The organism is Paenibacillus sp. MB22_1 (assembly GCF_047200555.1).
GTDB lineage: Bacteria > Bacillota > Bacilli > Paenibacillales > Paenibacillaceae > Fontibacillus > Fontibacillus phoenicis.
The window spans coordinates 1,108,610-1,128,448 of sequence record NZ_JBLADV010000002.1 but is presented as its reverse complement, the minus strand read 5'-3'; the positions used below and the strand labels follow the sequence as shown (position 1 = coordinate 1,128,448).

The 19,839-nt window shown below is 46.2% G+C and carries 18 protein-coding genes, 1 pseudogene and 1 CRISPR repeat array; of the genes and pseudogenes, 6 read left to right on the top strand and 13 right to left on the bottom strand.

Annotated features, from left to right (window positions below):
• Window position 1: 1 nt before the first annotated feature.
• The gene (locus tag ACL02P_RS17075) at window positions 2–712 is read right to left on the bottom strand and encodes a lantibiotic protection ABC transporter ATP-binding protein (RefSeq protein WP_412837764.1); all 711 of its coding nucleotides are present in this window, start codon (window positions 710–712) and stop codon (window positions 2–4) included.
• A gap of 808 nt (window positions 713–1,520) precedes the next feature.
• On the opposite strand from ACL02P_RS17075, the gene ACL02P_RS17070 reads away from it, so the two are divergent.
• Entirely contained in the window at window positions 1,521–1,664 is a 144-nt protein-coding gene (locus ACL02P_RS17070) for a hypothetical protein (RefSeq protein WP_260070390.1), read from the top strand.
• A 320-nt stretch (window positions 1,665–1,984) separates the two neighbouring features.
• On the opposite strand, the gene ACL02P_RS17065 is transcribed toward ACL02P_RS17070, so the two are convergent.
• From ACL02P_RS17065 to ACL02P_RS17055, 3 genes and pseudogenes are all read right to left on the bottom strand, one after another.
• Window positions 1,985–3,175 (bottom strand): transposase, encoded by a 1,191-nt coding sequence (locus tag ACL02P_RS17065; protein ID WP_412837041.1) that lies wholly within the window; start codon window positions 3,173–3,175, stop codon window positions 1,985–1,987.
• Between the two features lie 128 nt (window positions 3,176–3,303).
• Window positions 3,304–3,489: a hypothetical protein gene (locus ACL02P_RS17060; RefSeq protein ID WP_260070389.1), complete on the bottom strand. Its 186-nt coding sequence runs from the start codon at window positions 3,487–3,489 to the stop codon at window positions 3,304–3,306.
• A gap of 284 nt (window positions 3,490–3,773) precedes the next feature.
• A pseudogene (locus tag ACL02P_RS17055) lies at window positions 3,774–4,077 on the bottom strand (ATP-binding cassette domain-containing protein); the annotation flags it as partial.
• A gap of 35 nt (window positions 4,078–4,112) precedes the next feature.
• On the opposite strand from ACL02P_RS17055, the gene ACL02P_RS17050 reads away from it, so the two are divergent.
• The 3 genes from ACL02P_RS17050 to ACL02P_RS17040 are packed head-to-tail and all read left to right on the top strand — an operon-like array spanning window position 4,113 to window position 4,992.
• Window positions 4,113–4,436 carry a hypothetical protein gene (locus ACL02P_RS17050; protein ID WP_260070388.1) on the top strand — a complete coding sequence of 108 codons (324 nt, stop codon included), beginning with the start codon at window positions 4,113–4,115 and terminating at the stop codon, window positions 4,434–4,436.
• Window positions 4,390–4,650, top strand: a complete 261-nt coding sequence (locus tag ACL02P_RS17045) for an alpha/beta hydrolase (protein ID WP_397376594.1) — start codon at window positions 4,390–4,392, stop codon at window positions 4,648–4,650. Before ACL02P_RS17050 ends, ACL02P_RS17045 begins: the two co-directional genes overlap by 47 nt.
• A gap of 12 nt (window positions 4,651–4,662) precedes the next feature.
• Window positions 4,663–4,992: an alpha/beta hydrolase fold domain-containing protein gene (locus tag ACL02P_RS17040; RefSeq protein ID WP_311202261.1), complete on the top strand. Its 330-nt coding sequence runs from the start codon at window positions 4,663–4,665 to the stop codon at window positions 4,990–4,992.
• 435 nt (window positions 4,993–5,427) lie between these two features.
• Here ACL02P_RS17040 and ACL02P_RS17035 read toward each other — a convergent pair whose 3' ends face one another.
• The 3 genes from ACL02P_RS17035 to ACL02P_RS17025 all read right to left on the bottom strand — a co-directional run bounded on the left by ACL02P_RS17035 (window position 5,428) and on the right by ACL02P_RS17025 (window position 8,082).
• Window positions 5,428–5,844 (bottom strand): hypothetical protein, encoded by a 417-nt coding sequence (locus ACL02P_RS17035; RefSeq protein ID WP_260070387.1) that lies wholly within the window; start codon window positions 5,842–5,844, stop codon window positions 5,428–5,430.
• 225 nt (window positions 5,845–6,069) lie between these two features.
• Window positions 6,070–6,429, bottom strand: a complete 360-nt coding sequence (locus tag ACL02P_RS17030; RefSeq protein WP_260070386.1) for a hypothetical protein — start codon at window positions 6,427–6,429, stop codon at window positions 6,070–6,072.
• Window positions 6,430–6,618: 189 nt separating this feature from the next.
• Window positions 6,619–8,082: a potassium/proton antiporter gene (locus ACL02P_RS17025; RefSeq protein ID WP_323078183.1), complete on the bottom strand. Its 1,464-nt coding sequence runs from the start codon at window positions 8,080–8,082 to the stop codon at window positions 6,619–6,621.
• Window positions 8,083–8,691: 609 nt separating this feature from the next.
• Window positions 8,692–10,537: direct repeats of the CRISPR family, unit length 32 nt; unit sequence ATTTCAATCCACGCACCTACGTAAGGTGCGAC.
• A 121-nt stretch (window positions 10,538–10,658) separates the two neighbouring features.
• Here ACL02P_RS17025 and ACL02P_RS17020 point away from each other — a divergent pair.
• Window positions 10,659–11,815 (top strand): IS3 family transposase gene (locus ACL02P_RS17020; protein WP_412837763.1). Its coding sequence is split into 2 segments (ribosomal slippage): window positions 10,659–10,911 and window positions 10,911–11,815, totalling 1,158 coding nucleotides; the frame shifts between segments, so codons are not numbered across the junction.
• A 172-nt stretch (window positions 11,816–11,987) separates the two neighbouring features.
• On the opposite strand, the gene ACL02P_RS17015 is transcribed toward ACL02P_RS17020, so the two are convergent.
• The 6 genes from ACL02P_RS17015 to cas6 all read right to left on the bottom strand — a co-directional run bounded on the left by ACL02P_RS17015 (window position 11,988) and on the right by cas6 (window position 18,639).
• The gene (locus tag ACL02P_RS17015; protein WP_412837762.1) at window positions 11,988–12,803 is read right to left on the bottom strand and encodes a hypothetical protein; all 816 of its coding nucleotides are present in this window, start codon (window positions 12,801–12,803) and stop codon (window positions 11,988–11,990) included.
• The gene (locus ACL02P_RS17010; protein WP_412837761.1) at window positions 12,800–13,786 is read right to left on the bottom strand and encodes a hypothetical protein; all 987 of its coding nucleotides are present in this window, start codon (window positions 13,784–13,786) and stop codon (window positions 12,800–12,802) included. The genes ACL02P_RS17015 and ACL02P_RS17010 overlap by 4 nt, the downstream gene beginning before the upstream one ends.
• The gene (locus ACL02P_RS17005) at window positions 13,779–14,564 is read right to left on the bottom strand and encodes an RAMP superfamily CRISPR-associated protein (RefSeq protein ID WP_412837760.1); all 786 of its coding nucleotides are present in this window, start codon (window positions 14,562–14,564) and stop codon (window positions 13,779–13,781) included. The genes ACL02P_RS17010 and ACL02P_RS17005 overlap by 8 nt, the downstream gene beginning before the upstream one ends.
• Window positions 14,527–16,704: a Cas10/Cmr2 second palm domain-containing protein gene (locus ACL02P_RS17000; protein ID WP_412837759.1), complete on the bottom strand. Its 2,178-nt coding sequence runs from the start codon at window positions 16,702–16,704 to the stop codon at window positions 14,527–14,529. Before ACL02P_RS17000 ends, ACL02P_RS17005 begins: the two co-directional genes overlap by 38 nt.
• Entirely contained in the window at window positions 16,673–17,599 is a 927-nt protein-coding gene (locus ACL02P_RS16995) for a DUF6602 domain-containing protein (RefSeq protein ID WP_412837758.1), read from the bottom strand. The genes ACL02P_RS17000 and ACL02P_RS16995 overlap by 32 nt, the downstream gene beginning before the upstream one ends.
• Window positions 17,600–17,826: 227 nt before the next feature.
• On the bottom strand, window positions 17,827–18,639 hold the full coding sequence (cas6, locus tag ACL02P_RS16990; RefSeq protein ID WP_412837757.1) for a CRISPR system precrRNA processing endoribonuclease RAMP protein Cas6: 813 nt from the start codon (window positions 18,637–18,639) through the stop codon (window positions 17,827–17,829).
• 186 nt (window positions 18,640–18,825) lie between these two features.
• Between cas6 and ACL02P_RS16985 the strand changes: the two genes are divergently transcribed.
• The gene (locus tag ACL02P_RS16985) at window positions 18,826–19,809 is read left to right on the top strand and encodes an SseB family protein (protein WP_412837756.1); all 984 of its coding nucleotides are present in this window, start codon (window positions 18,826–18,828) and stop codon (window positions 19,807–19,809) included.
• Window positions 19,810–19,839 lie beyond the last annotated feature (30 nt).

Sequence of the window (19,839 nt, the reverse complement as noted above, 5' to 3'; positions counted from 1 at the left end):
CTTATTCGTCTCCTTTCTGGTGCTCACGAGCAATTTGCATGAACAGGGACTCTAGATGTTCTCCCGGAGTAACTGCCTCTTGATAAGCCAGCACGCCTCCGGCAATAATGCCGATGTGATCCGCGATTTGCTCCACTTCGGACAGGACGTGGCTGGACAAGACGACCGTAATCCCCATCTTTGGAAAAGAGCGAATCAGCTCGCGCAGCTCCTGAATGCCAAACGGGTCGAGACCGTTGGTCGGCTCGTCCAGAATCAGCAGTTTGGGGCGGTGGAGCAGGGCAATGGCGATTCCCAGTCGCTGCTTCATTCCCATGGAGAACTGGCCGGCGCGTTTTTTTCCGGTGTTCGTTAAACCCACCGTCTGCAACACTTCGTCGATTCGAGTATCCGGTAGACCAAGAAGTGTAGTCCGTACTTTGAGATTTTCGCGGGCGGTTAAGTTTTCGTAGAGCGGAGGCGACTCAATGAGAGCGCCAATTTGGGATAAATGTTCGCGTGACCAGGGGGCGCCTAAAAATTCAATCTCGCCGGAAGTCGGCCGCAGCATGCCGGTCAGCATTTTAAGAAGGGTGGATTTTCCGGCCCCGTTGGGACCAAGCAGCCCGTAAACGGAGTTCTCCTGAATGGAGAGGGAAACGTTGTTTACCGCCTGCTGGCCTCTAAAGGTTTTGCTTAGGTTCCGAGTCTGCAGAATAAGGTTGTTGTTCATGCTTCTTCATCCTTTTCTTTCATTCTGGAACCAAGTCTATAAAGCAATTCTAAGAATTTGATAAGGAATTGCGGTTATTTTTCATACAGAACTATTTTATGAATTGTTTATATCTTTTAACTTGCAGTTTAGATATGTACTTTAAGATGGGTTTATGCAGTACAGGAAGATCCAAATTGGAGGAGGGAGATTACTAAATGATTAGGGATTGGGTTTTCTTTCAATACATAGAGGTGGAAGGTACCAATCGACCATTTTTTACTCTTTTCCTGACCTCTATCCGACCTCTTTCGTTCCGTTGTTTGTCCGCTTAAAGGCCGATGACGGTCGCTGAACTGAGATACAATGATAGTGTCGAAAGATAAATCTTCATCCTTAAGCAGGGCCGTGAATGAGACTTTCTCGGTCCTGCTTTTTTCTCGCCAGTTTCAGAAATCATACAGCCAGTCATTGCTTCGGACGAGCCCCTTGCATCGGTTGATGAGACTAGGTAGGTGCTATATGGGAAAGGCGTGTGAACAGTGGACAATCGGAGGACTCGTCGAAAAGAGAGACGGCCGAGTGGAGCTGCCGATATAGACCGAGCGGGGCTCTGAAGGTTTGTCTTCGCCGAGTCTATTCGTGCGGCTGTTGAAGTCGGAGTAGAACCGCGAGCTTAATCGCTGCTTCAAGCGGAGGTTTTCGGTCACCGTGCATTTTGTCCTTTCCGGCGACAGCAGTCGGAAGTCAGCCTATGACATGGCGGAGCAGTTATACGGGGGCTGTTTGCCGACGTTGTCACTGAGAGGGGCTGACCCATGGAGCGGGGATGAGCTCCGAATGGAAGGACGACGGCACGCTCCATCTGTATTCGACGTTCACAAAGATCGTCTGGTTGCTGGTCGGCGAAGTGATCAAGATGGGAACGCTCCAGTGGGAGGGGGAGATCAAATATGTTTGTTTAAAAAGATAGTGGCCCTAAAGTTTTTTTAATACCCAAAAGCAAAATGTTATCAAAAAAAAAAGGAGTTGTTGATTTATGCCAGAAGCAACATGTACCTATTATCCAGGTAATCACCAAATGAGACCTCAAGGATTTGCCTTCCTGCCATAGAAACAAAATAAAATATAGTAATTGAGACTTTTGCATAATTCCGAATCGGAGTTAGCGTTATAGCGGATTTTCGACCGGCAGCAGGTCGTTTATCTGCTGAGTTCTTGTATTGTATGGCTGTTGGAATTTATTGGATAAGAAAATAGGCAGACCTGCAGAATTTTTGAAATCGCTCGTTTTTAAGCGACCGCTTTTGCTGAACGAGATGTGGCTATTGCAGATGCAAGTAAAACAATGGCGTTCAGATATAGGTGAGTCGTCACTTTCTCGATCCCACGCACATGCAGGGCATCTGCTGTCAAGTGGCTCTTTAGCCGCGCATTGCAGCGCTCAACGCTCGTACGCTCATTGTAAAGTGCCTTCCAGCGTTTGGTGTCTCGATGTGGATTACAGTACCGTCTAAGGTCTTCCTTCACGTCCACTTTGACGACCATACCATAATTTGAGGACGAGCAAGCGGCCATGCCGAGTGGACAGTCGACTTTGCCGGTTGCGTGCGGACAGCGAAACTTCAGGATGTCGCCGTCCGCTCCCCAGTACGTCATGGCATAGCCCATGGAACAGCATGGCGTCCCATTGGACAGCATGCTGGCTGGCGGTTCCTTCTCGCGCCTGAGGTTGAGCGGAATAATGGCTTGAGCCTTGACGATTTGCGCGGCCTCGTAAACCTTCAACTGATCATAGCCTGCGTCCAGCATGAAAAACCTCGGAGCGGCTCTGGATGCGGCTTGTTCCATCAGGCTTTGCGCCCGATCTCCGTCATTGACGTGCGCAGGCGTAACGTCCAGGGCAAGCGGCAATTCGCTTTTCGTATCGACAGCTAGATGGAGTTTGTACCCAAACCAGGTGATCTTGTTGCCGAACGAATCGAGTTTCGCTCCCCAATTGGCATTGCCGGTCTGTTCGCTCTTTCGCTTGGGTTGCTTTCTCTCGTAAGCACAGATGGCGGTGCTGTCAATCGCCACGTGGCTGCCGTCCAGAATACCTTCTTTCCTCAGGTGGGCAATCAGATCCTCAAACAGCAGCTTGGCCAGTTCTTTTTTCGTGATGTCGGCAAACACGCGGCTGAGTGTGGAGATGGATGGAGCTTCCCGATCAAGCGAAAGCCCGCACTGGTAGCGAAACCGAAGGTCCGTGCTCAACCGATGATGCAAAGTCGTAAAGGTATCGATGCCTTCAAGGGGGGCGGCCAGAAGCGCACGTAAAATGCCCTGTCTGCAATGCCCTTCAGCGCCTCGGGGTGAGTGGCTTCTCAACTCTTTGGCATAGGGTCTTAGATCGAGCGAGCCAAAAAAGATCGGCAATCGATCTTTTGATTGCATGGCGAGCAATTCCTCGAAGGAAAACAAGCTTTCTTGGAGAATATACATTGTGACTTCACTCCCTTTGGGTTTTCTTGTTAGGTCACTTGAAAACTTCTCCAAGTTGGGGTGAAGTCCCTTTTTTATACCCGGAAATCCTTATAGATCAAGGCCTCAGATTACTGCAAAACGCTCAATTATAAGATTTTGCTCAGCAGAATAATTACTGCAATTACACCAACTAAAATCAATAAATTTGTAATTTGTCTCCCAAGTCCAGGAACACCATGAGAATGCAACTTTTTTTCATTTGTGTCAAAATTAGCTTTAGCACCGTGTGGATCAGCAGAATCAGAAAAAGGTTTTCCGTGATCGTCAATCATGAAAGTTCCCTCCCCGTTCATAACTCGATTCATTATAACAATAATTTAATTAATTAACAAATTTGGGGATAATGTCATGAATTTTGATAGATTGAGAGCGTTTCGGGATAATTTCTTCATTCCTTCGATAAAGAAATCGAATCCTTTATCGACTCGCTCTTTTGCAAATAATATTTACGCTAACTCATAATCATCAAGGCGGGCAAGCCCTTCCCCAACTGTCTGCCGGCCTTAAGTATGATTAGGACAGTCCTGTGTAGTTATGGACGGAATATCAATACGTGAAAAATCATCATCAGCTCCCGAAGTTCCTGAATGCCGATAGGATCGAGACCGTTAGTCGGCTCGTCCAGAATCAGCAGCTTGGGGTGGTTAAACAGGGCGATGGCGATGCCGAGCCGTTGCTTCATCCCCATGGAGAACTGGCCGGAGCGTTTTCTCCCAATGTTGATCAATCCGACGATGTGCAGAACCTCGTTCATCCGTGAGTCCGGCAGGCGGAGAAGCGTCGTCCGCACCCTAAGGTTCTCTCTTCTCGTAAAGCGGAGGGGACTCAATCAGGACGCCGATTTGGGTTAAATCCGTTCGCGCTCAAGGTCTCCCTTATTAGAAAGAAAAGGAATGTGAAATTAAGTGTTTCTATCCTATTATTGACCTTCTTGTTGAGTATGCCTTCAGTAACGGCCTATGCGGGTACGTCCACGCTATCGAAGGAACAAGAACGGCTAGTCAAAATGTTGCGAAGCGATGAGGATAAAGTCAGCGAAGAGTTGATGAATAAATACAAGGTCGGTAAGACGGAAGAAATGATGGTTCCGACACGTGACGGGGAAACCCATATTTACGTCTATTATCCTGATTCCGATCAGAAAGGCCCGTATCCCCTTTTTGTCAACATCCATGGCGGAGGGTTTATCACCAAGAACAGTAAAATTATTGAACATTGATCCGGAGAAAATTGTATTGTGCGGACATAGTGCCGGCGGGAACCTTGCTGCTGCAATTACCCTTTTGAACAACGTAATTTTAAGATTGCACTGCAAATCCTTGATTACCCTTCCCTTAATTTGTATACCCCTCAGCCGCTTAAGCGCAATGCGTATAAAGACCCGGAGAATGTTCCGCTCTCCATTGCCAGCCTGTATAACAGTGCTCTTGTAGACGAGGAAAAGGATCTCGATCGACGGCGTATGCAGACTGTCTCAACTGTATTACGACGCTTATATTGACGAGGATTACAGACTGGACCCCACCGCGTCTCTGATCTTTGCACCGGACGAAATGCTGATTGGGTTACCTGAAGCTTTAATTATTTCTTGCTGGGATGATTACCGTGGAGAAGATGCGGAAAAGTATGCGTACAGGATATTACAGGCAGGTGTACCCGTGACGGCAAGAAGAATGACCGATAGCAGCCATGGTTTTGTAGTGAGCCGGGATGACCAATTTGAAGAAGCGGAAAAAATGATATTCGATGCACTGGACAGGGTGTATAAAAATTAAATTGACGGTGATTTCCTCATGTGATTTCTTCGAAAGTGGAGTTCACTAATAGAACGGCACTGGCTAACTCGTAAATTGCAGGAATGAAACAGCCGTGATATGATTAGGATAGAAATAAGGAGCCGGACGGCCATCCGACTCCCGGTACAACATTTTGGGTGGGAAACCTCCAAAGTGTTTGGATCAATAACCCGCACCCTTGGCGCTAACCTGGGCGGGTTATTTTCGTTTATGCAGGTAAGTGAGCAAAGCTAGCACGAACATGCCAAGCATAAGCACTTCTGATAACGAAAATTGCATGAGCATCACCCCCGCTCTGGAGGCAATACTTCCCCACCCAAGTCTGTTGTACAACCATATTATATCAACAAATCTAGTACATGGGTATGATGGAACAGATTTGCAATAGTTGTAACTTAAAAGTGATAGCTTGATTTACTCCAACGTAAAATCAAGCTTCATCTGAATATCCGATCCGCGTTTGAAGTATAACGTGTACTCTCCAGGTTCCCACTGCAGATTTTTCAGCCGCATTTCAAAAGCCGCTAAGTCAGCCGTCTCTCTCATTTTCTCAACTTGAAGAATTTCGCTGTCTCCGCGTTTGGTGACATATAACTGAGCCTGGCGCAGACTTTCCTTCTTATCCGGGTAGATGGCCATAGCGATGAGCCCGGCGTTGTTCTTAAAATGATCCGAATGATCGTTTATTTTAGGAAATTCCTGATTTTGAGTGTATCCAATTTGAAGATCATATTTCGTGTTTCTGACCAGCGTGGGATACAGGTTGAGGAAAAGCACTACCATGGCGAGAATCACAAGGGGAATCAAGAGCAGCATGGTTCTTCGTTTCATGTGTCGTGCTCCTTCGTGCCCGTTTTTCTTCTCTGTTCTGTTGGATCATTTGAGGCCTTTGAAGTGGGAAGCTTCGCATAAATAAAAGTCAGCAACCAAAAAATGCACCCTAACAATATGGTGACCCCATAATTTTCGCTGGTTCCAAGCATTAATCCCGTAAGAATACCGAGGATGATGCTAAGAAAAACGTCAACGCTCTTATCTCTCCTCATAATTCCCGCCTCACAATCCGTGCATGACTTGATACTCCACCCACTTATCCACTTCGCTCTTCAAAAAAAGGTGACTCCGGTTAGGAAGCTCCATACTAGGCAAAATCGAGTAGGTATCATATGAGCGTGCTCCCTGTAAATTCTCTCTTTTCTTCCGATCCAACTCCAGGAGGTCCTGCAAATCACTCATGGTAATGCCTAAATAATCGGCTAATTCGCTTTCGGTTAGGATCGATTTATTCCCGATAACCGTCTTAGCATGAACCTCCTGCTCTGACTTGTCTTCTCCTCTTTCAGCTAAGATGTAACATCCTCCTAAAAAAGCAGCAGCGAGAATCAGGCTGCAAATGATATTACTGTATTTATGCATTCGACCTATGACCTCCTAAATATTAGCAACTAAATTTAGTATAAGGCAATGGATAATGGATACCAAGTCATTTCTTCACAGGCGTTCCATCTCTTCGGGCCTCGGTACAAGCAAAAAAACAGCCCCCGGAACACCGGAGGCTGCGCTTTCGACCTGTCCAATAGGGCCGTGTCTGTCCCCTCTCCCTCTTCAACTATTCTCCTGCAATAGCACCTGCTCGTGAAACAGCGCTTTGATTTCCTCGGTTTGTCCTTTTCGCGCCAGAACGTACAAGGTATCACCGGCTTGCAGGCGGGTGTGGCCCCTTGGGGTGATCATTTTCTGGTCGCGGATAATCGCGTTGACCAGCGAATCTTGCGGCATTTTAAGCTGCCTGAGCTCTTGTCCGTCTGCGGCGGAATGTTCGCTCACTTGGATTTCTACAATTTCGTGATTGGTTTTCCCCATGGATACAAGCTCTAGCGCATGAGGAACAATGGTTTTTTTGCCTTCGGACAGGCCCAGAAGATTCGCTAAAGGGGAAATTGTCGCTCCTTGGATCAAAGCGGAGGTTAACACAACGAAGAAGACGACATTGAAAAAGAGGTGCCCATCTTCAATGCCGGCAATGAGTGGATAGGTGGCCAGCACGATCGGCACTGCGCCGCGTAGTCCGGCCCAAGAGATCAGAATCTTCTCCTTCACGTTAAATTGCATAAACATCGTACTGAGGAAGACACCGATCGGCCGGGCGACAAACATCAATAAGATGGATAACGCCATGCCTTGCCAGATGATATGAATGAGATCAGAGGGGAAGACCAGAAGTCCTAGCAGAATAAACATGAGGATTTGCATCATCCAAGCAAAGCCTTCGTTAAACCGGAAGATGGAGTGGCGGTAGGTGAGATCTGAATTGCCAACCCACATCGCCATGACATAGACGGCAAGGAGTCCGCTCCCTTTGAGCAGAGACGTGGAACTGTAGGTGAAAATCGCAAAAGCCATTGCTAACACGGGATACAGCCCAGAGGAGTCGAGGTTGATTTTGTTGATGCACCAAACCGCGATTTTTCCTAAGAGCAAGCCCATCGCTAGCCCCAATCCCATCTGCCAGAAAAAACTCAAAATCATCGTGAACATACTGGCGTTCGGTGATTGGATCAGTTGGATGACCGAGACGGTTAAAAAGACGGCCATAGGGTCGTTCGACCCGGATTCGACTTCAAGGGTGGAGGTGAGCCTTTGCTTGATATTTTTCTCACCTAGTACCGCAAATACAGCCGCGGCGTCCGTCGAACCGACGATCGAGCCAAACAACATGCCTTCCAGCCAACTGACATCCAGGATGTATTTCGCGCAGGCCCCGATGACAAGCGTGGTCAAAACAACACCGAGGGTCGCCAGTGACAAGGAAGGAGCCAACACTCCACGGACGTTCTGCCATTTGGTCTGCAGCCCGCCTTCAAACAAGATGACAATCAGTGCCATGATGCCAAAAAGCTGGGTGATCACGGCGTTGTCATAGTAAATAAATTTACTTAGGATCATGCCGACGACAATAAAGAAAACGAGGGAAGGCAAGCCGAGCCGCGAGGAAAACTTGGTGGTAAACACTCCGATGAACAACAGCAGGGAGAAGAGAAGAATCGTATTGTCGATGGTAAAGGGCAAACGATCACCTTCCTTTATCTGCTTGATAACTATATTTTAACTTTTCGTTGAGGTGCTCGACAATTCATTTATATGCCTCGTACCGATTTTTTCGACCTTTCGTGTTTATTTAATCCATACCTAGATTCATGATATAGTGAATGTTTTCGCAAATAAGTCCGCTTTTTGGCCGCCTCCTGTCCTTTGCATGTCCGTTTATTGACCGATGGAGGAGGCTGATAGGGGAACAAATCCTTAATATGGAAGGAGAGGGGAATTTGTATGAGGGTAAACAAGGCAATATTATCTTGTTTTGCCGCCCTGTTGTTTTTAGGAAGTTTGGGGCCGGTGTCGCTAAGGGCAGAAGGAGAATCCAGGTGGAATTCCCTTGAGGAGGCAAAGCCACCTCTTGAACACAACTCTAGCCTATCCGTGATCTAGCCCATACTGGCAGTGCAAGCGTGCTATCTATAGGGGGAACCAGGTTAATTACCGCGGATTATCTACCAGTTTTCGGCAGGGGGGTTCCCCTCCAGAACCTTATCACGATCACATATTGCGAATGATATCACAACTTAAAAATTTCAAAAAACTGCCTTGACTTCTTGTGTCACTATAAAACTTCAAGATATTTCAATCCACGCACCTACGTAAGGTGCGACGTGAAGTTAAACAACAAGCCATCGATCTAATTAAATTTCAATCCACGCACCTACGTAAGGTGCGACCCGCAGGGTCAGCAACAGACAAAGGAGTTTTTCTCATTTCAATCCACGCACCTACGTAAGGTGCGACTCCGAATCAATCCCGGTCAGCACCGAAACAATGTGCATTTCAATCCACGCACCTACGTAAGGTGCGACGGATCGCCGAAAAAGTCAAGGCGCTTCACTTCATAATTTCAATCCACGCACCTACGTAAGGTGCGACACGGATGACGTAACTTTTGTTATCATGGGGACAACGATTTCAATCCACGCACCTACGTAAGGTGCGACCGTCTAAACAAGCTCATAAGCGGATTGATCGCTTGATTTCAATCCACGCACCTACGTAAGGTGCGACCGCTTCAATGGACATCCGCAAGCCGCCAGCGAAGCTGTTTCAATCCACGCACCTACGTAAGGTGCGACATCATTGGTCATATTATTGATTCATTTAAAGGCAAAATTTCAATCCACGCACCTACGTAAGGTGCGACACCGTAAGATGGCGCTAATCACGTGGATGTCGATATTTCAATCCACGCACCTACGTAAGGTGCGACGATGCACACGAAGCGTCTACTACAGCGCATCCAGCGCAATTTCAATCCACGCACCTACGTAAGGTGCGACGGTACAGCCCAATACCGGACAAGCTATCTCGGAAATTTCAATCCACGCACCTACGTAAGGTGCGACACGATCTGTTTTTTCAGTGGGCCTATTTTCGCCGATTTCAATCCACGCACCTACGTAAGGTGCGACGCCGTGGCGTTGGACATACCGAGCGCTCATGCACATTTCAATCCACGCACCTACGTAAGGTGCGACGCCCGAAGCTGACTATATCATTGGCGTATTGGGCGCATTTCAATCCACGCACCTACGTAAGGTGCGACAGTTTAACATTACTGGCATAAGCAATTTGATTAGCATTTCAATCCACGCACCTACGTAAGGTGCGACTACGATCGGCGAACAGGTCGCTACTGGCCGCGATATTTCAATCCACGCACCTACGTAAGGTGCGACTTCGGGGAGCACCGGGAGGCTCCGCTCGGTTAAAGCATTTCAATCCACGCACCTACGTAAGGTGCGACAGCAGGAGAACCAGCAGATGCAGGCAGCGCTGCAGCAGATTTCAATCCACGCACCTACGTAAGGTGCGACAACAAACCAAACAAAACCAAAGAGGTGCTGATATATTTCAATCCACGCACCTACGTAAGGTGCGACGTATACTTCCACAGGCGTGCAAATGCGGATTATTCAATTTCAATCCACGCACCTACGTAAGGTGCGACCGTCAATCTCGATAGGCTTTCCATCGTCAACAAATATTTCAATCCACGCACCTACGTAAGGTGCGACGATTTTCCCAACTTCACCGACCTTATCGATGTTTGATTTCAATCCACGCACCTACGTAAGGTGCGACACTGTAAAACCGGGATTCGGGATAGTGAATTTGAATTTCAATCCACGCACCTACGTAAGGTGCGACGAGTTAGATCAGCGTGGAGATAGGGCGGCGCAAACAATTTCAATCCACGCACCTACGTAAGGTGCGACCGTTCCGCCTAGCGGGTATTCACGGCGTGTACTCTATTTCAATCCACGCACCTACGTAAGGTGCGACACGCAGACGGCAATGGGAGCGGAGATAAAACGGAGATTTCAATCCACGCACCTACGTAAGGTGCGACGCGCCGCATATAGCGCATCGGTAAGTGCTTTGTCATTTCAATCCACGCACCTACGTAAGGTGCGACAGCACCCGAAATGAGCCCCGGCCCATCAAGGACTCAGAGGCTCAAAAGAACTGATGCTAGACTTAATAGTAGACACAGATTACACTGATGAAACGACAACTATCGGAGGACTGTGTCAAAGATGAAAAAGCCACTTTATGACGATGAGTACAAAAAGAAGACAGTTCAGTATGTCAAAGAAAGCGGGAAGGCGGTGGCGGAGGTAGCCCGCGAACTGAAGATAAAGGACAATACCTTGTACGGTTGGATGAAGAAGTTTGGTAGCGAGCCGGAAATCGTTCAAAATCAAGTGTTTAAGTCCGAAAACCATCAGTTACGGGAACTGCAAAAGCAAATCCGTGAGTTGCAAGAGGAGAACGAAATCTTAAAAAAGGCAATGCACTTCTTCGCGAAAGACCGTCGGTAAAATATTCATTCGTCCACGAAAACCGCTCCGAGTACCGACTGGAGAAGATGTGCAAAGTAATGAACGTATCTCGCAGCGGATATTACAAATGGCGTGATCGCCCTGAAAGTGAACGAGAGCGCCAGCACAAAGAATGGACAGAGCAGGTCAAGGAAGTGTTCGACGATTCCCGTCAGCTTTACGGGAGCCCAAAGGTCACGCAGAAGCTGAATCAGCAAGGAGTCAGCATATCTGAACGGACCGTAACACGGATTATGAAGAAGCAAGAGTGGCGGTCTAGAACCGTCAAGAAATATAAAGCCACAACGAATTCCAAGCACAGCCTGCCGGTACAAGACAACGTGTTAAACCAAGACTTTACGGCAAGTAAACCGAATGAGAAATGGGTGACAGATATTACGTATGTCGCGACCGGGGAGGGTTGGCTGTATCTGGCAAGCGTAATGGATCTGTACTCCCGCAAGATCGTTGGATGGCATATGAGTGACCGCATGACAAAAGAGCTGGTGCTGCAGGCGCTAAGGCAAGCTTACGGTCGTCAGCAGCCCGATGGAGAAGTGTTGCATCATTCCGATCGCGGCAGCCAATACGCCTCCCATGACTACCAAAAGCAACTCCAGGTTTACTCCATGACAGGGAGCATGAGCCGGAAAGGGAACTGCTACGACAACGCTTGCATTGAATCTTTTCATAGCATTATCAAAAAGGAACTTATCTATTTGAATAAATTTGAGACCCGTGCTGAAGCCGAGAAAAGCATCTTCGAGTACATCGAAGTATTTTACAACAATGAGCGTATTCACTCGACGATCGGGTACTGCACGCCATCTGATTTTGAAAGGCAGCACTACTTCAATGCGGTGAATCACTAAAATCCATGTCTACTATCTTGACAGAGGTCCAAACCTTATAAAATGGCTGTTTCAAGCATAGCAAAAAAGAGGTCAAAATGCTATCAGTCCTCACAAGGCGCGTGGTGCGAATCTCCCGGGGATATCATGTGCGCTTGGGGTTCGCACCAGACTCCTTGCAGGTACTGTAACTTTACTCGAGAATATTCCTTACCAAGCCATGTGGCAAATAAGATCCTTCAACATGGTCCACATAGATTGCACTTTTTACTCCATCTATGGACGAAAGCTGCCTGGATAAGGATAATCCCTTAAAGCCACCCATTAGCAAAATAAAAGAATCCTTGTTTCCTTCCATCTCCTTTAGGATTTGTTTTACACCATTCTGCATATTCTGGAGCTTAACATAAGAACTTTCCTTTACTTTTCGCCGTCCATTCATTCCGGCATTATCCAACAGTTCTATAAACCGTCCCAACTTTTCTTTTGTTGCCTTTTGTGAACAGGACAAACGGTGTCGAATATACTCCTCGTTCCCAAACATTTCTCCCGTATAGTCACAGTTACGGGTCAGCATCTCTACAGCCACATTCGGAAAAAATTCACCAAGTTCAACAGCCTGTTCCGATTCAGGTGCTAAATTTTGTACTTTATAGAGCAGATGGAGCCGAAGATCTTCGGATTTGACAGATACATCATCTACCATAAGCTTGATCTCTGATTGGTCATCCGCGTTCGTGGAATTCTTAGCGAGGATAGCCCCTTTGATCGACGACCCTGGAATATAATACTGGGTATGCTTTGGATCATACTTTGGATATGTCCCATATTGATAGAACGGATATATAATGTTGACCTTATTTTCCAGATCCCCAAGCTTGTCCCGATGATTGGATATACGAATATCCTTAGTTTCAAAATCGCCGGCATCCTTATAGAATCCCTGATGATCCCGCGGTGATAGAGCAAGACATGAAATGGTCTGAAATCGATATTTATAGCGTTTCATTTCACAGCCTCCAATCCGGCCAGCGGATGCAAATAAGCCCTGCCAAACACAATCTCCTTGGGGTGAATAGGGGACGGTACACAGCCGCCCGCAGTTTCGATGGTATCGTTCACATACACTACACTTCCGCTATCAATAAAGCTAATAAAGTGACCTTTCATCGATTCATCCCAACCTATCTTTGGATTGAATGGACGTCGCTCTGAAGTAAACAGCTTCAAGCTGGACTTGGAATAATCAATGTTCCGTGGAAGCAGCATCCCTAGATTTAGATAGTAACCTTCACCAACCGAGGACTCATATGTCTCCGCGTGAATATCAATAATTTCAAAGGTGTTAAGACCTTGTGAGCTTCTGGCTCCAAGAACGAATGGTCTACCGCTAGTTTTGGCGTGATGTAACATTTCGATCATCATGTCATGCTCTAAACCTATTTCCAGGCCGATATAAAAAGAAAAATCCTGGATTAGGCGGGTACGATCTTCTGATTTCTTCTCATCTGTTGAAGCCGTAACCTCCCTAACGACGACTTCAGGTACCGAATATAAATTAGGGCTGAGGGCGGGAATATTATAGCGCTTTCCATCAATCGCTGCATGAATCTGTTGGATCTGCTCCACTTCAATATAGGGATCGGGTAAGTGACCAGGTCTTGAGATGACATGTTCCATCTGCTCTATAGGGGCAAACAGGCGTTTTTTGAGTGATTTGTAAAACGATTTACCCGATTCTTCGACAGTACTCGATAATCTGCTTAACACATACGTTTGGGGCATTGGCAAATACCCCTTCGGCATCAGGTTGGATAGCAAAAATCCATAGGAAGACTGCTTAACCTCAGCGACCAATGCCGTAGTTTGCTCCTCTGAAGTATACTCTGCATAACGGTGCATTAAGGCTCCAAATATTTTCTGGGAATCCGGAATTTGTGTCATGCGTCCAACGAGCCTTAAATCAACCCGATATTTCACCCGCTCAGCCAAGCTGGACCTCCTCCTTTATAATATCAACCTGCACTCGGCCGTAGCCACGGCTGCCCGAGTTGCCCAGGCGATAAATTCCTTCATTAAATTGAAGCAGAAGACGCTCAATGAATTCGATTATTTTTTGCTGCTTGCTCGCATTTCCCAGAAGTTCAAACCGATACAGAATTATGTCTCCGACAAAAGTGACTCCAGGGCGAACAACCCGATAGCTGCGTGGATTAGCAACAATATGTTCTCTATTTTTGATTTGTACATCTTCAATCTTGTTTTTGGTGTCAACGGAGAACAGGGCATCCCGATCCGCAACTGACTCGGCTGAAACAACGAGCAGATCATTAAACAACAGCTTTGGCGTATCGTTAAAACCTTCTATGCCAAATAAATACTCAGCGGATGCGCAGTCAATAGCATCCTGCATCCGACGCACCGCCCGCTCTTTACGTTCATTCTCTATGTTCAACAGTGTCAACTGTTCTTCTTGCTCCAAAGCAACTTTCTGTAAATAACCCTTGTACCATTGATTGATTTCATTAACCAATACACGAAGCTCATCATCTGGCTGCTCTGATGGGTTGCTGGAGATGAGCTCACGAACCATATGACGCATCACTCCTTTGAGTGACGAGCCTGGAATATAAGGCAAACCCTTCGCATTCGTTACAGTGAATAGATCGACCCCGCCAATTTCAAATGTTGCTGGGGATCCACCGATGAATAAATTGGACTTGGTTGTGACACTAACACTTATTTTGGGGACGATTCTTCCCTTTGCCATTCGGCTTTCCTCCTGACCATTTTTGATTTGGATTTTGGCTTTGAGCTTCTCCTAATGCTTTGAAATCATATATAGTCTTCAACTGGATAGACTTGTTATTCAGTTTATAAAAGACAGCCAGCGCTTCAACATGATCAGCTGTCCACACTTCCGACTTGCTGGATGCCCGCAAGAACCTTTGTCTATCGAAGGTAAAACGTTGCGGCGCCTTATGCTTCTGTTTTGATTTGTCCAGCAGATTCTCCGCCTCATCAGGCGTTCGTGGATTTGCAGCAGCAATGAGCTTGGCCACCGTTTCAGGATGATTTAAATATTTGTGTTTAATTCTATAAAATAAAGAATTGGAAATTCGCAATGTGCGATATATGTCCTCTGATGATGCGCGATTCTTTTTCTTCTTAACCTTTATGAATACATCTCGTAAGGGTTGAGCGGCGGAACCTCCCAAACTAGTGTTATAAATATATTTTAATGGATTGATAAACAAGTCACTTTTGACTTGGGTTGCGTCGAAGTTAATAGACTGAGTTGACTTGTTGAATCTGGGGTCTGTAAACAACAGGAGAACACGGACATAGCACTCGAGTCGCTTTTTATGTTTGTCATCAAGAAAAATAATCCCCGTATTTTCTGCATTTCCTGCCTTATCTCTTTTTTCGGTTCTCCTCATGATTTGGTCTATTATTGAGTTTAAAAGCCAAAGCTCAGCTTCTCTTAACTGTTCATTTCCACTTTCCAGGTGTTGAGGAATCAAATGATAAAACAGGGCGTTGCTATACTTTAAATTACTGTTGTATGACTCCGGGTCTGTGATTTTGTTTAGAAGGCCATACAGGAAGTGATGCGCTGCAAAACCACAACTCATCGCGTGCTTCAATCTTTCTACACCATGAACTATGGTTTTCCAAGTAAGGAGATCTGCGTTGTTCTCGCTGGAGTCATCTGAAACTCCTTCTTTACGGCGACTTCCTTTATCCTCCTCATAATCGTGGAACACAAGATGGTTGATGCTGATCTTCATGCAATGAACTGGACGATAGTTTTTTGTAACTTTTGGATGGCTTGCTTCTTGTTTAGCCATCTCCAGTTGTTTCTGCACGCGAGCATAGTAGTATCGAATGGGTTCACGATTAAACGTGAAATCTACGCCAATGCTCATGGACAGTTCTATGTTCATGCCACCTTGCTTATCTTCCTGAACTGCCTGTATAATTCCCTCATTTAACTGCTTCAGAATATGTTTACAAATATTAATCCCCGCACTTAATTGCGAAGCAGGCACAGCAAAGAAAATATCATCGCCCGCTATATAGAGCGGATACAATCTGAGCCTATCACGCTGTTCTTCTGCATCCTGCTTCTGAAATTGCTGCGTGATCTGATGGAGATTCTGAAGCGACACGTATTCGTTCAAGAGTTTACTTACCGCATTATACGTATCATAGTTCTGGATGCTTTTGAATAATTCACCCATGCCATCCAGGTCGCCCTTGATAACCGCGATACGGAAGTGGTTTTCATTCTCTGCATCCTGGTCATCATACAATTGGTTGATTGTCTGCGAGAATGCCGAAAAGGCATTTTCCCAATCCGATGGAGATTTAGCTTGCGACAATGCCGATTCCGAATCCGAGTTCGTTTCCAATGGGGCGGGAAAATTAAACAGCAAATCTTGATTGCGTTCAATGATCTCGTTAAGACATGCATCCTCACGCAACCTCCGTTTGCTTTCCTTGATGGCATTCAGTTTATATAATTCCTCACCGTCGGCCTGATGGGACAACTGCAAGTCGGCCAGCGGAAAATAGATGTATTTGATAAGCAGCTGCCCGCTGTATCTCTTGTAGTATTTTTCAAATATCTCATCCAGATTTTTAGAAATTTGACTTTCGGGAAGAGAGGTTATAAAGATACAGTTACCGGAAGTAGTCAGCAATTGCTCATCAATATCACCGGCAAAAGGACCGTTTCCTTCGATGCCAATGTCTTTATAGAACTGACCAGAGATCATTTGGGAAGATTCGATAATCGTACTTAGCGTACCGCTGTTGGTCTGCTTGTCTTGAACTCGCGAATAAAGCACCTCATATAAAAAGGTCTGAACCCTGTCAATCGATACGGCTACTACGTATTTCTCCATTATTGCCCTCCTCTCCAGGATAATTGAATAGCTTGGCATAGGCGCGATGTGGGAATAAAATCGGGTTATTGATCAGCATCAGCAGTTGATTTAACTGGAAGTTGAAGGTGAGCAGAGAGATGTTTTCGCTACCCTTATCTTGAACTGCATACTCAGTCAGAAAGATGCCTGCAAGCTTGTCTATCTCTTTAATACTATTGAATTCTCCTTGTTTAATTTTATAATTATGAAAGTTAAGCTCCTTATACCAATCCTTCAATGATGACTGAGCTTTCTGTGGATTGAGATGAATCTCAATCCTCCCGTCACTTTGATTTTCCTTCTTGTAACTAGCAAGTAAAGTAAAATCGAAATGCTTCTTTAAACCATCACTACAAGTGTCTTGTAATGCACACAAAATACGAATCGGACGAGTTGATTGCTGCGTTGGTGTAGCGCCGCTTGCAATCATATTTGCCATTCGGGCAACAGATTCACCCGAAGTACGCAGTTGGTTCATACTTTTTGCCCATCTTTTGACCTGCGCCTCATTAACGCTCTGACTCTTGCATTCAACTACAGCCGCGACTGCCTCAATAGGCACAAACTTTACTTTTCCATAGCGGAAGATATATGGAGTGTACATTTCATCCATAATAGCAAAGTCTACTTCATGCGAGACGCGCCCTTCGGAATCGATAATAAATACAGACGGTTCGATAACAAACTTTTTGGGAACAATCATTTCAAATAACTGTCCCCAAATGCTCTCCCGTTCTGAACCTATGGTTGTTCCATGCAAATCGTGTTTCATAAATAATTGGTTTACAATAGACATCTCTACCTGACGGTAATTCTTCCTGATGTTGTTTACGATTTTTTGCTTCTTTTCTTCATTTGATAGTTCTTTAGTCATGTACAGAGACACCTCTATTCAGTAGAATAAAATGGCAAAATACCCCATTATTATAGCATATTATTCCAAAAAATCCTCTTTTCTCTCTTTTTCCGCATCTGATATTTTGAAAAGTAGGCTAATTTTCCCGTCATGTTAATTAGGACTAAAATACCAATAAAAAACGTGCCTCCCGACATCTGCCGGATCGCACGCGTTGGAAATCATATATTCACTTTTTTTCAGTTCTATCGAAAAATAACATCCAACTGTCCGCAACCGAAGGTTGTATTTCGTCCGATATGCAAAATTCGCGCAGCCTTTAACCACGGTGTAAATGGGTCAAGCTCGCCCGCAAAGGTTATGGCCCCCAGCATTCCGCTCCAATCCAGCGACTCGCTCTTGCGATTAGAATATCGGTGCATTTCGTTCAAATACAAGCCGGAGGACAGCTCTCTTATGTTTTTTGAAAAGGCAATGGCTTCCTCTGCTTTAGCTTGGTCGATATAGCCGCCGTAACGCTCAGTTAAAGCCTGGATTCTGCGAGTTGCACCTCGTATAATTGTGGGAAAATTGATGTTTTGCACCAATTCTCCACCACGTCTAATCCGGACTGGCGTTAATAAATGCACAGAACACCATGAAGCAGGCTCGGGTACCGCAACCGTCTCGATATTAACGGCAGCCATAGAATCGCGATAACTATGTCCTTGCTGCCAGATTGGATAAAGGTGTTCAGCGTGTAGAATATCCAATAATTCAAATTGCTTCCGCTCGGCACCTATTCCGAAAAAAGCAGCCTTAACCATCGAAGTTACCACTTCCTCTGCATAACGGATTGCCTCTCCAAACAGAACAAACCTGAAGCAAAGTTCATCCCCCGGATGATAGACGATTCGGGATCTTGGAGGTTCAATCATGTAAGGATTCACAATATCCTGCTTCGCCCCGCCCAATCTGCGGTTTTCAAAAAGATATTCATACACCTCCCTGTTATTCAACAATGTCCATCCTACAACACCATGTAAAGTTGATCCCAGAAAGGCCGGTAATTTAGCCATTTCCTTACATCTTAATCGTATTAACAATGGCAAATACGTCAAAGAAAAAATAACATCTCGTCTGTCCATAATCTTCTCCAATTCCAAAATTCAGTCGTATTCAAAATTTATTGTACCAGTTATTTACTTTCACTACACCGTTATGAGCTATACTAGATTCAAACGATATGGGAAATGGGGTGCCAGATGAACGAGGAACGGAGAGACGAGATCGGGCGGAGTTTTCTGTTGACGCCGGAGATTTCGCAGGAAGAGCTGGATGGGCTGGAGATTCAGGAGCTGATTTTTCTGGTGCATGCGGCCAAGCGGTTTAAGGCGGAGGAGGCTTTTCCGGATGTGTATTTGGATGAACGGATGAAGGACTTTATTGGCGTGCTGTATGAAAAAATAAAAACCGCCGAAACGCTCTACCTCGCGTGCGACCAGGCAACCGGATATCCTTACGTGGATGGGGATGACCGGGTATGGATGTTCTCGCAGAAGGTATTCGCCGAGAACGCGGAGGATTATTTCCGGCAGCAGCTGCTGATGCTGGAGATGCAACCGATCGGCGGGGAAGAAGTGCTAAAGACGTTCGCGCAGCTTCATATTTTGGGGTTATCGAAGGTCCTCGTGGACAACGGGCAATATCATATTGAAATCCAGCGGGATGAGATCTTGCCGCCACCGGATTGGACGGGGACGCCGGAGATCAACATTCCCGTCACGAATCCGGGGTTGCAGCGAGCAATGATTCGTTTCTTCCAGACGTTGCACGCACCGACTGGCGATCCGGAGGCCCGGGGGCAGCAGCTGAACGCGCTGGAGGCTGAGATGCTGGATAAAATCCTGCAGGCGAAGTTTCTGGTGCCCATGCAAGTGAAGGAGTCCGACGCCTCGCCCGCGGATGAGCACGGCATGAAAACCTTAAAGCAAGGGACAATCCTGCAATTTGGCGTGCTCAGCGCGAAGGATGGCTCGGCGTGGCTGCCGGCATTTACGGATTGGCCGGAGTTCGAGAAGGTCTACGATAAAACGGCTTGGAGCAGCAACATCGCATCCTATGACGACCTGCTGACGGTATCTGGTAACTTGGAGGGGGTCGTCATTAACTGCCGCGGCATCTCCCTGCAAATCGACGCGAAAAATCGGGAGCGGATCGAAGCCTTTCGTCAGGAGCGCGGTGTGTAGCCGCAGCGGTCCGCCGCTATAGTGCAAAGT

Excerpts from the sequence above, each read along its gene's own strand:
- ACL02P_RS17060 (WP_260070389.1), bottom strand. The coding sequence starts at position 3,489 with ATGATTGACGATCACGGAAAACCTTTTTCTGATTCTGCTGATCCACAC.
- cas6 (WP_412837757.1), bottom strand. The coding sequence starts at position 18,639 with ATGGCTAAATTACCGGCCTTTCTGGGATCAACTTTACATGGTGTTGTA.
- ACL02P_RS17015 (WP_412837762.1), bottom strand. The coding sequence starts at position 12,803 with ATGAAACGCTATAAATATCGATTTCAGACCATTTCATGTCTTGCTCTA.
- ACL02P_RS16995 (WP_412837758.1), bottom strand. The coding sequence starts at position 17,599 with ATGACTAAAGAACTATCAAATGAAGAAAAGAAGCAAAAAATCGTAAAC.
- ACL02P_RS17045 (WP_397376594.1), top strand. The coding sequence starts at position 4,390 with ATGGCGGAGGGTTTATCACCAAGAACAGTAAAATTATTGAACATTGAT.
- ACL02P_RS16985 (WP_412837756.1), top strand. The coding sequence starts at position 18,826 with ATGAACGAGGAACGGAGAGACGAGATCGGGCGGAGTTTTCTGTTGACG.
- ACL02P_RS17030 (WP_260070386.1), bottom strand. The coding sequence starts at position 6,429 with ATGCATAAATACAGTAATATCATTTGCAGCCTGATTCTCGCTGCTGCT.
- ACL02P_RS17065 (WP_412837041.1), bottom strand. The coding sequence starts at position 3,175 with ATGTATATTCTCCAAGAAAGCTTGTTTTCCTTCGAGGAATTGCTCGCC.
- ACL02P_RS17075 (WP_412837764.1), bottom strand. The coding sequence starts at position 712 with ATGAACAACAACCTTATTCTGCAGACTCGGAACCTAAGCAAAACCTTT.
- ACL02P_RS17005 (WP_412837760.1), bottom strand. The coding sequence starts at position 14,564 with ATGGCAAAGGGAAGAATCGTCCCCAAAATAAGTGTTAGTGTCACAACC.
- ACL02P_RS17070 (WP_260070390.1), top strand. The coding sequence starts at position 1,521 with ATGAGCTCCGAATGGAAGGACGACGGCACGCTCCATCTGTATTCGACG.
- ACL02P_RS17000 (WP_412837759.1), bottom strand. The coding sequence starts at position 16,704 with ATGGAGAAATACGTAGTAGCCGTATCGATTGACAGGGTTCAGACCTTT.
- ACL02P_RS17035 (WP_260070387.1), bottom strand. The coding sequence starts at position 5,844 with ATGAAACGAAGAACCATGCTGCTCTTGATTCCCCTTGTGATTCTCGCC.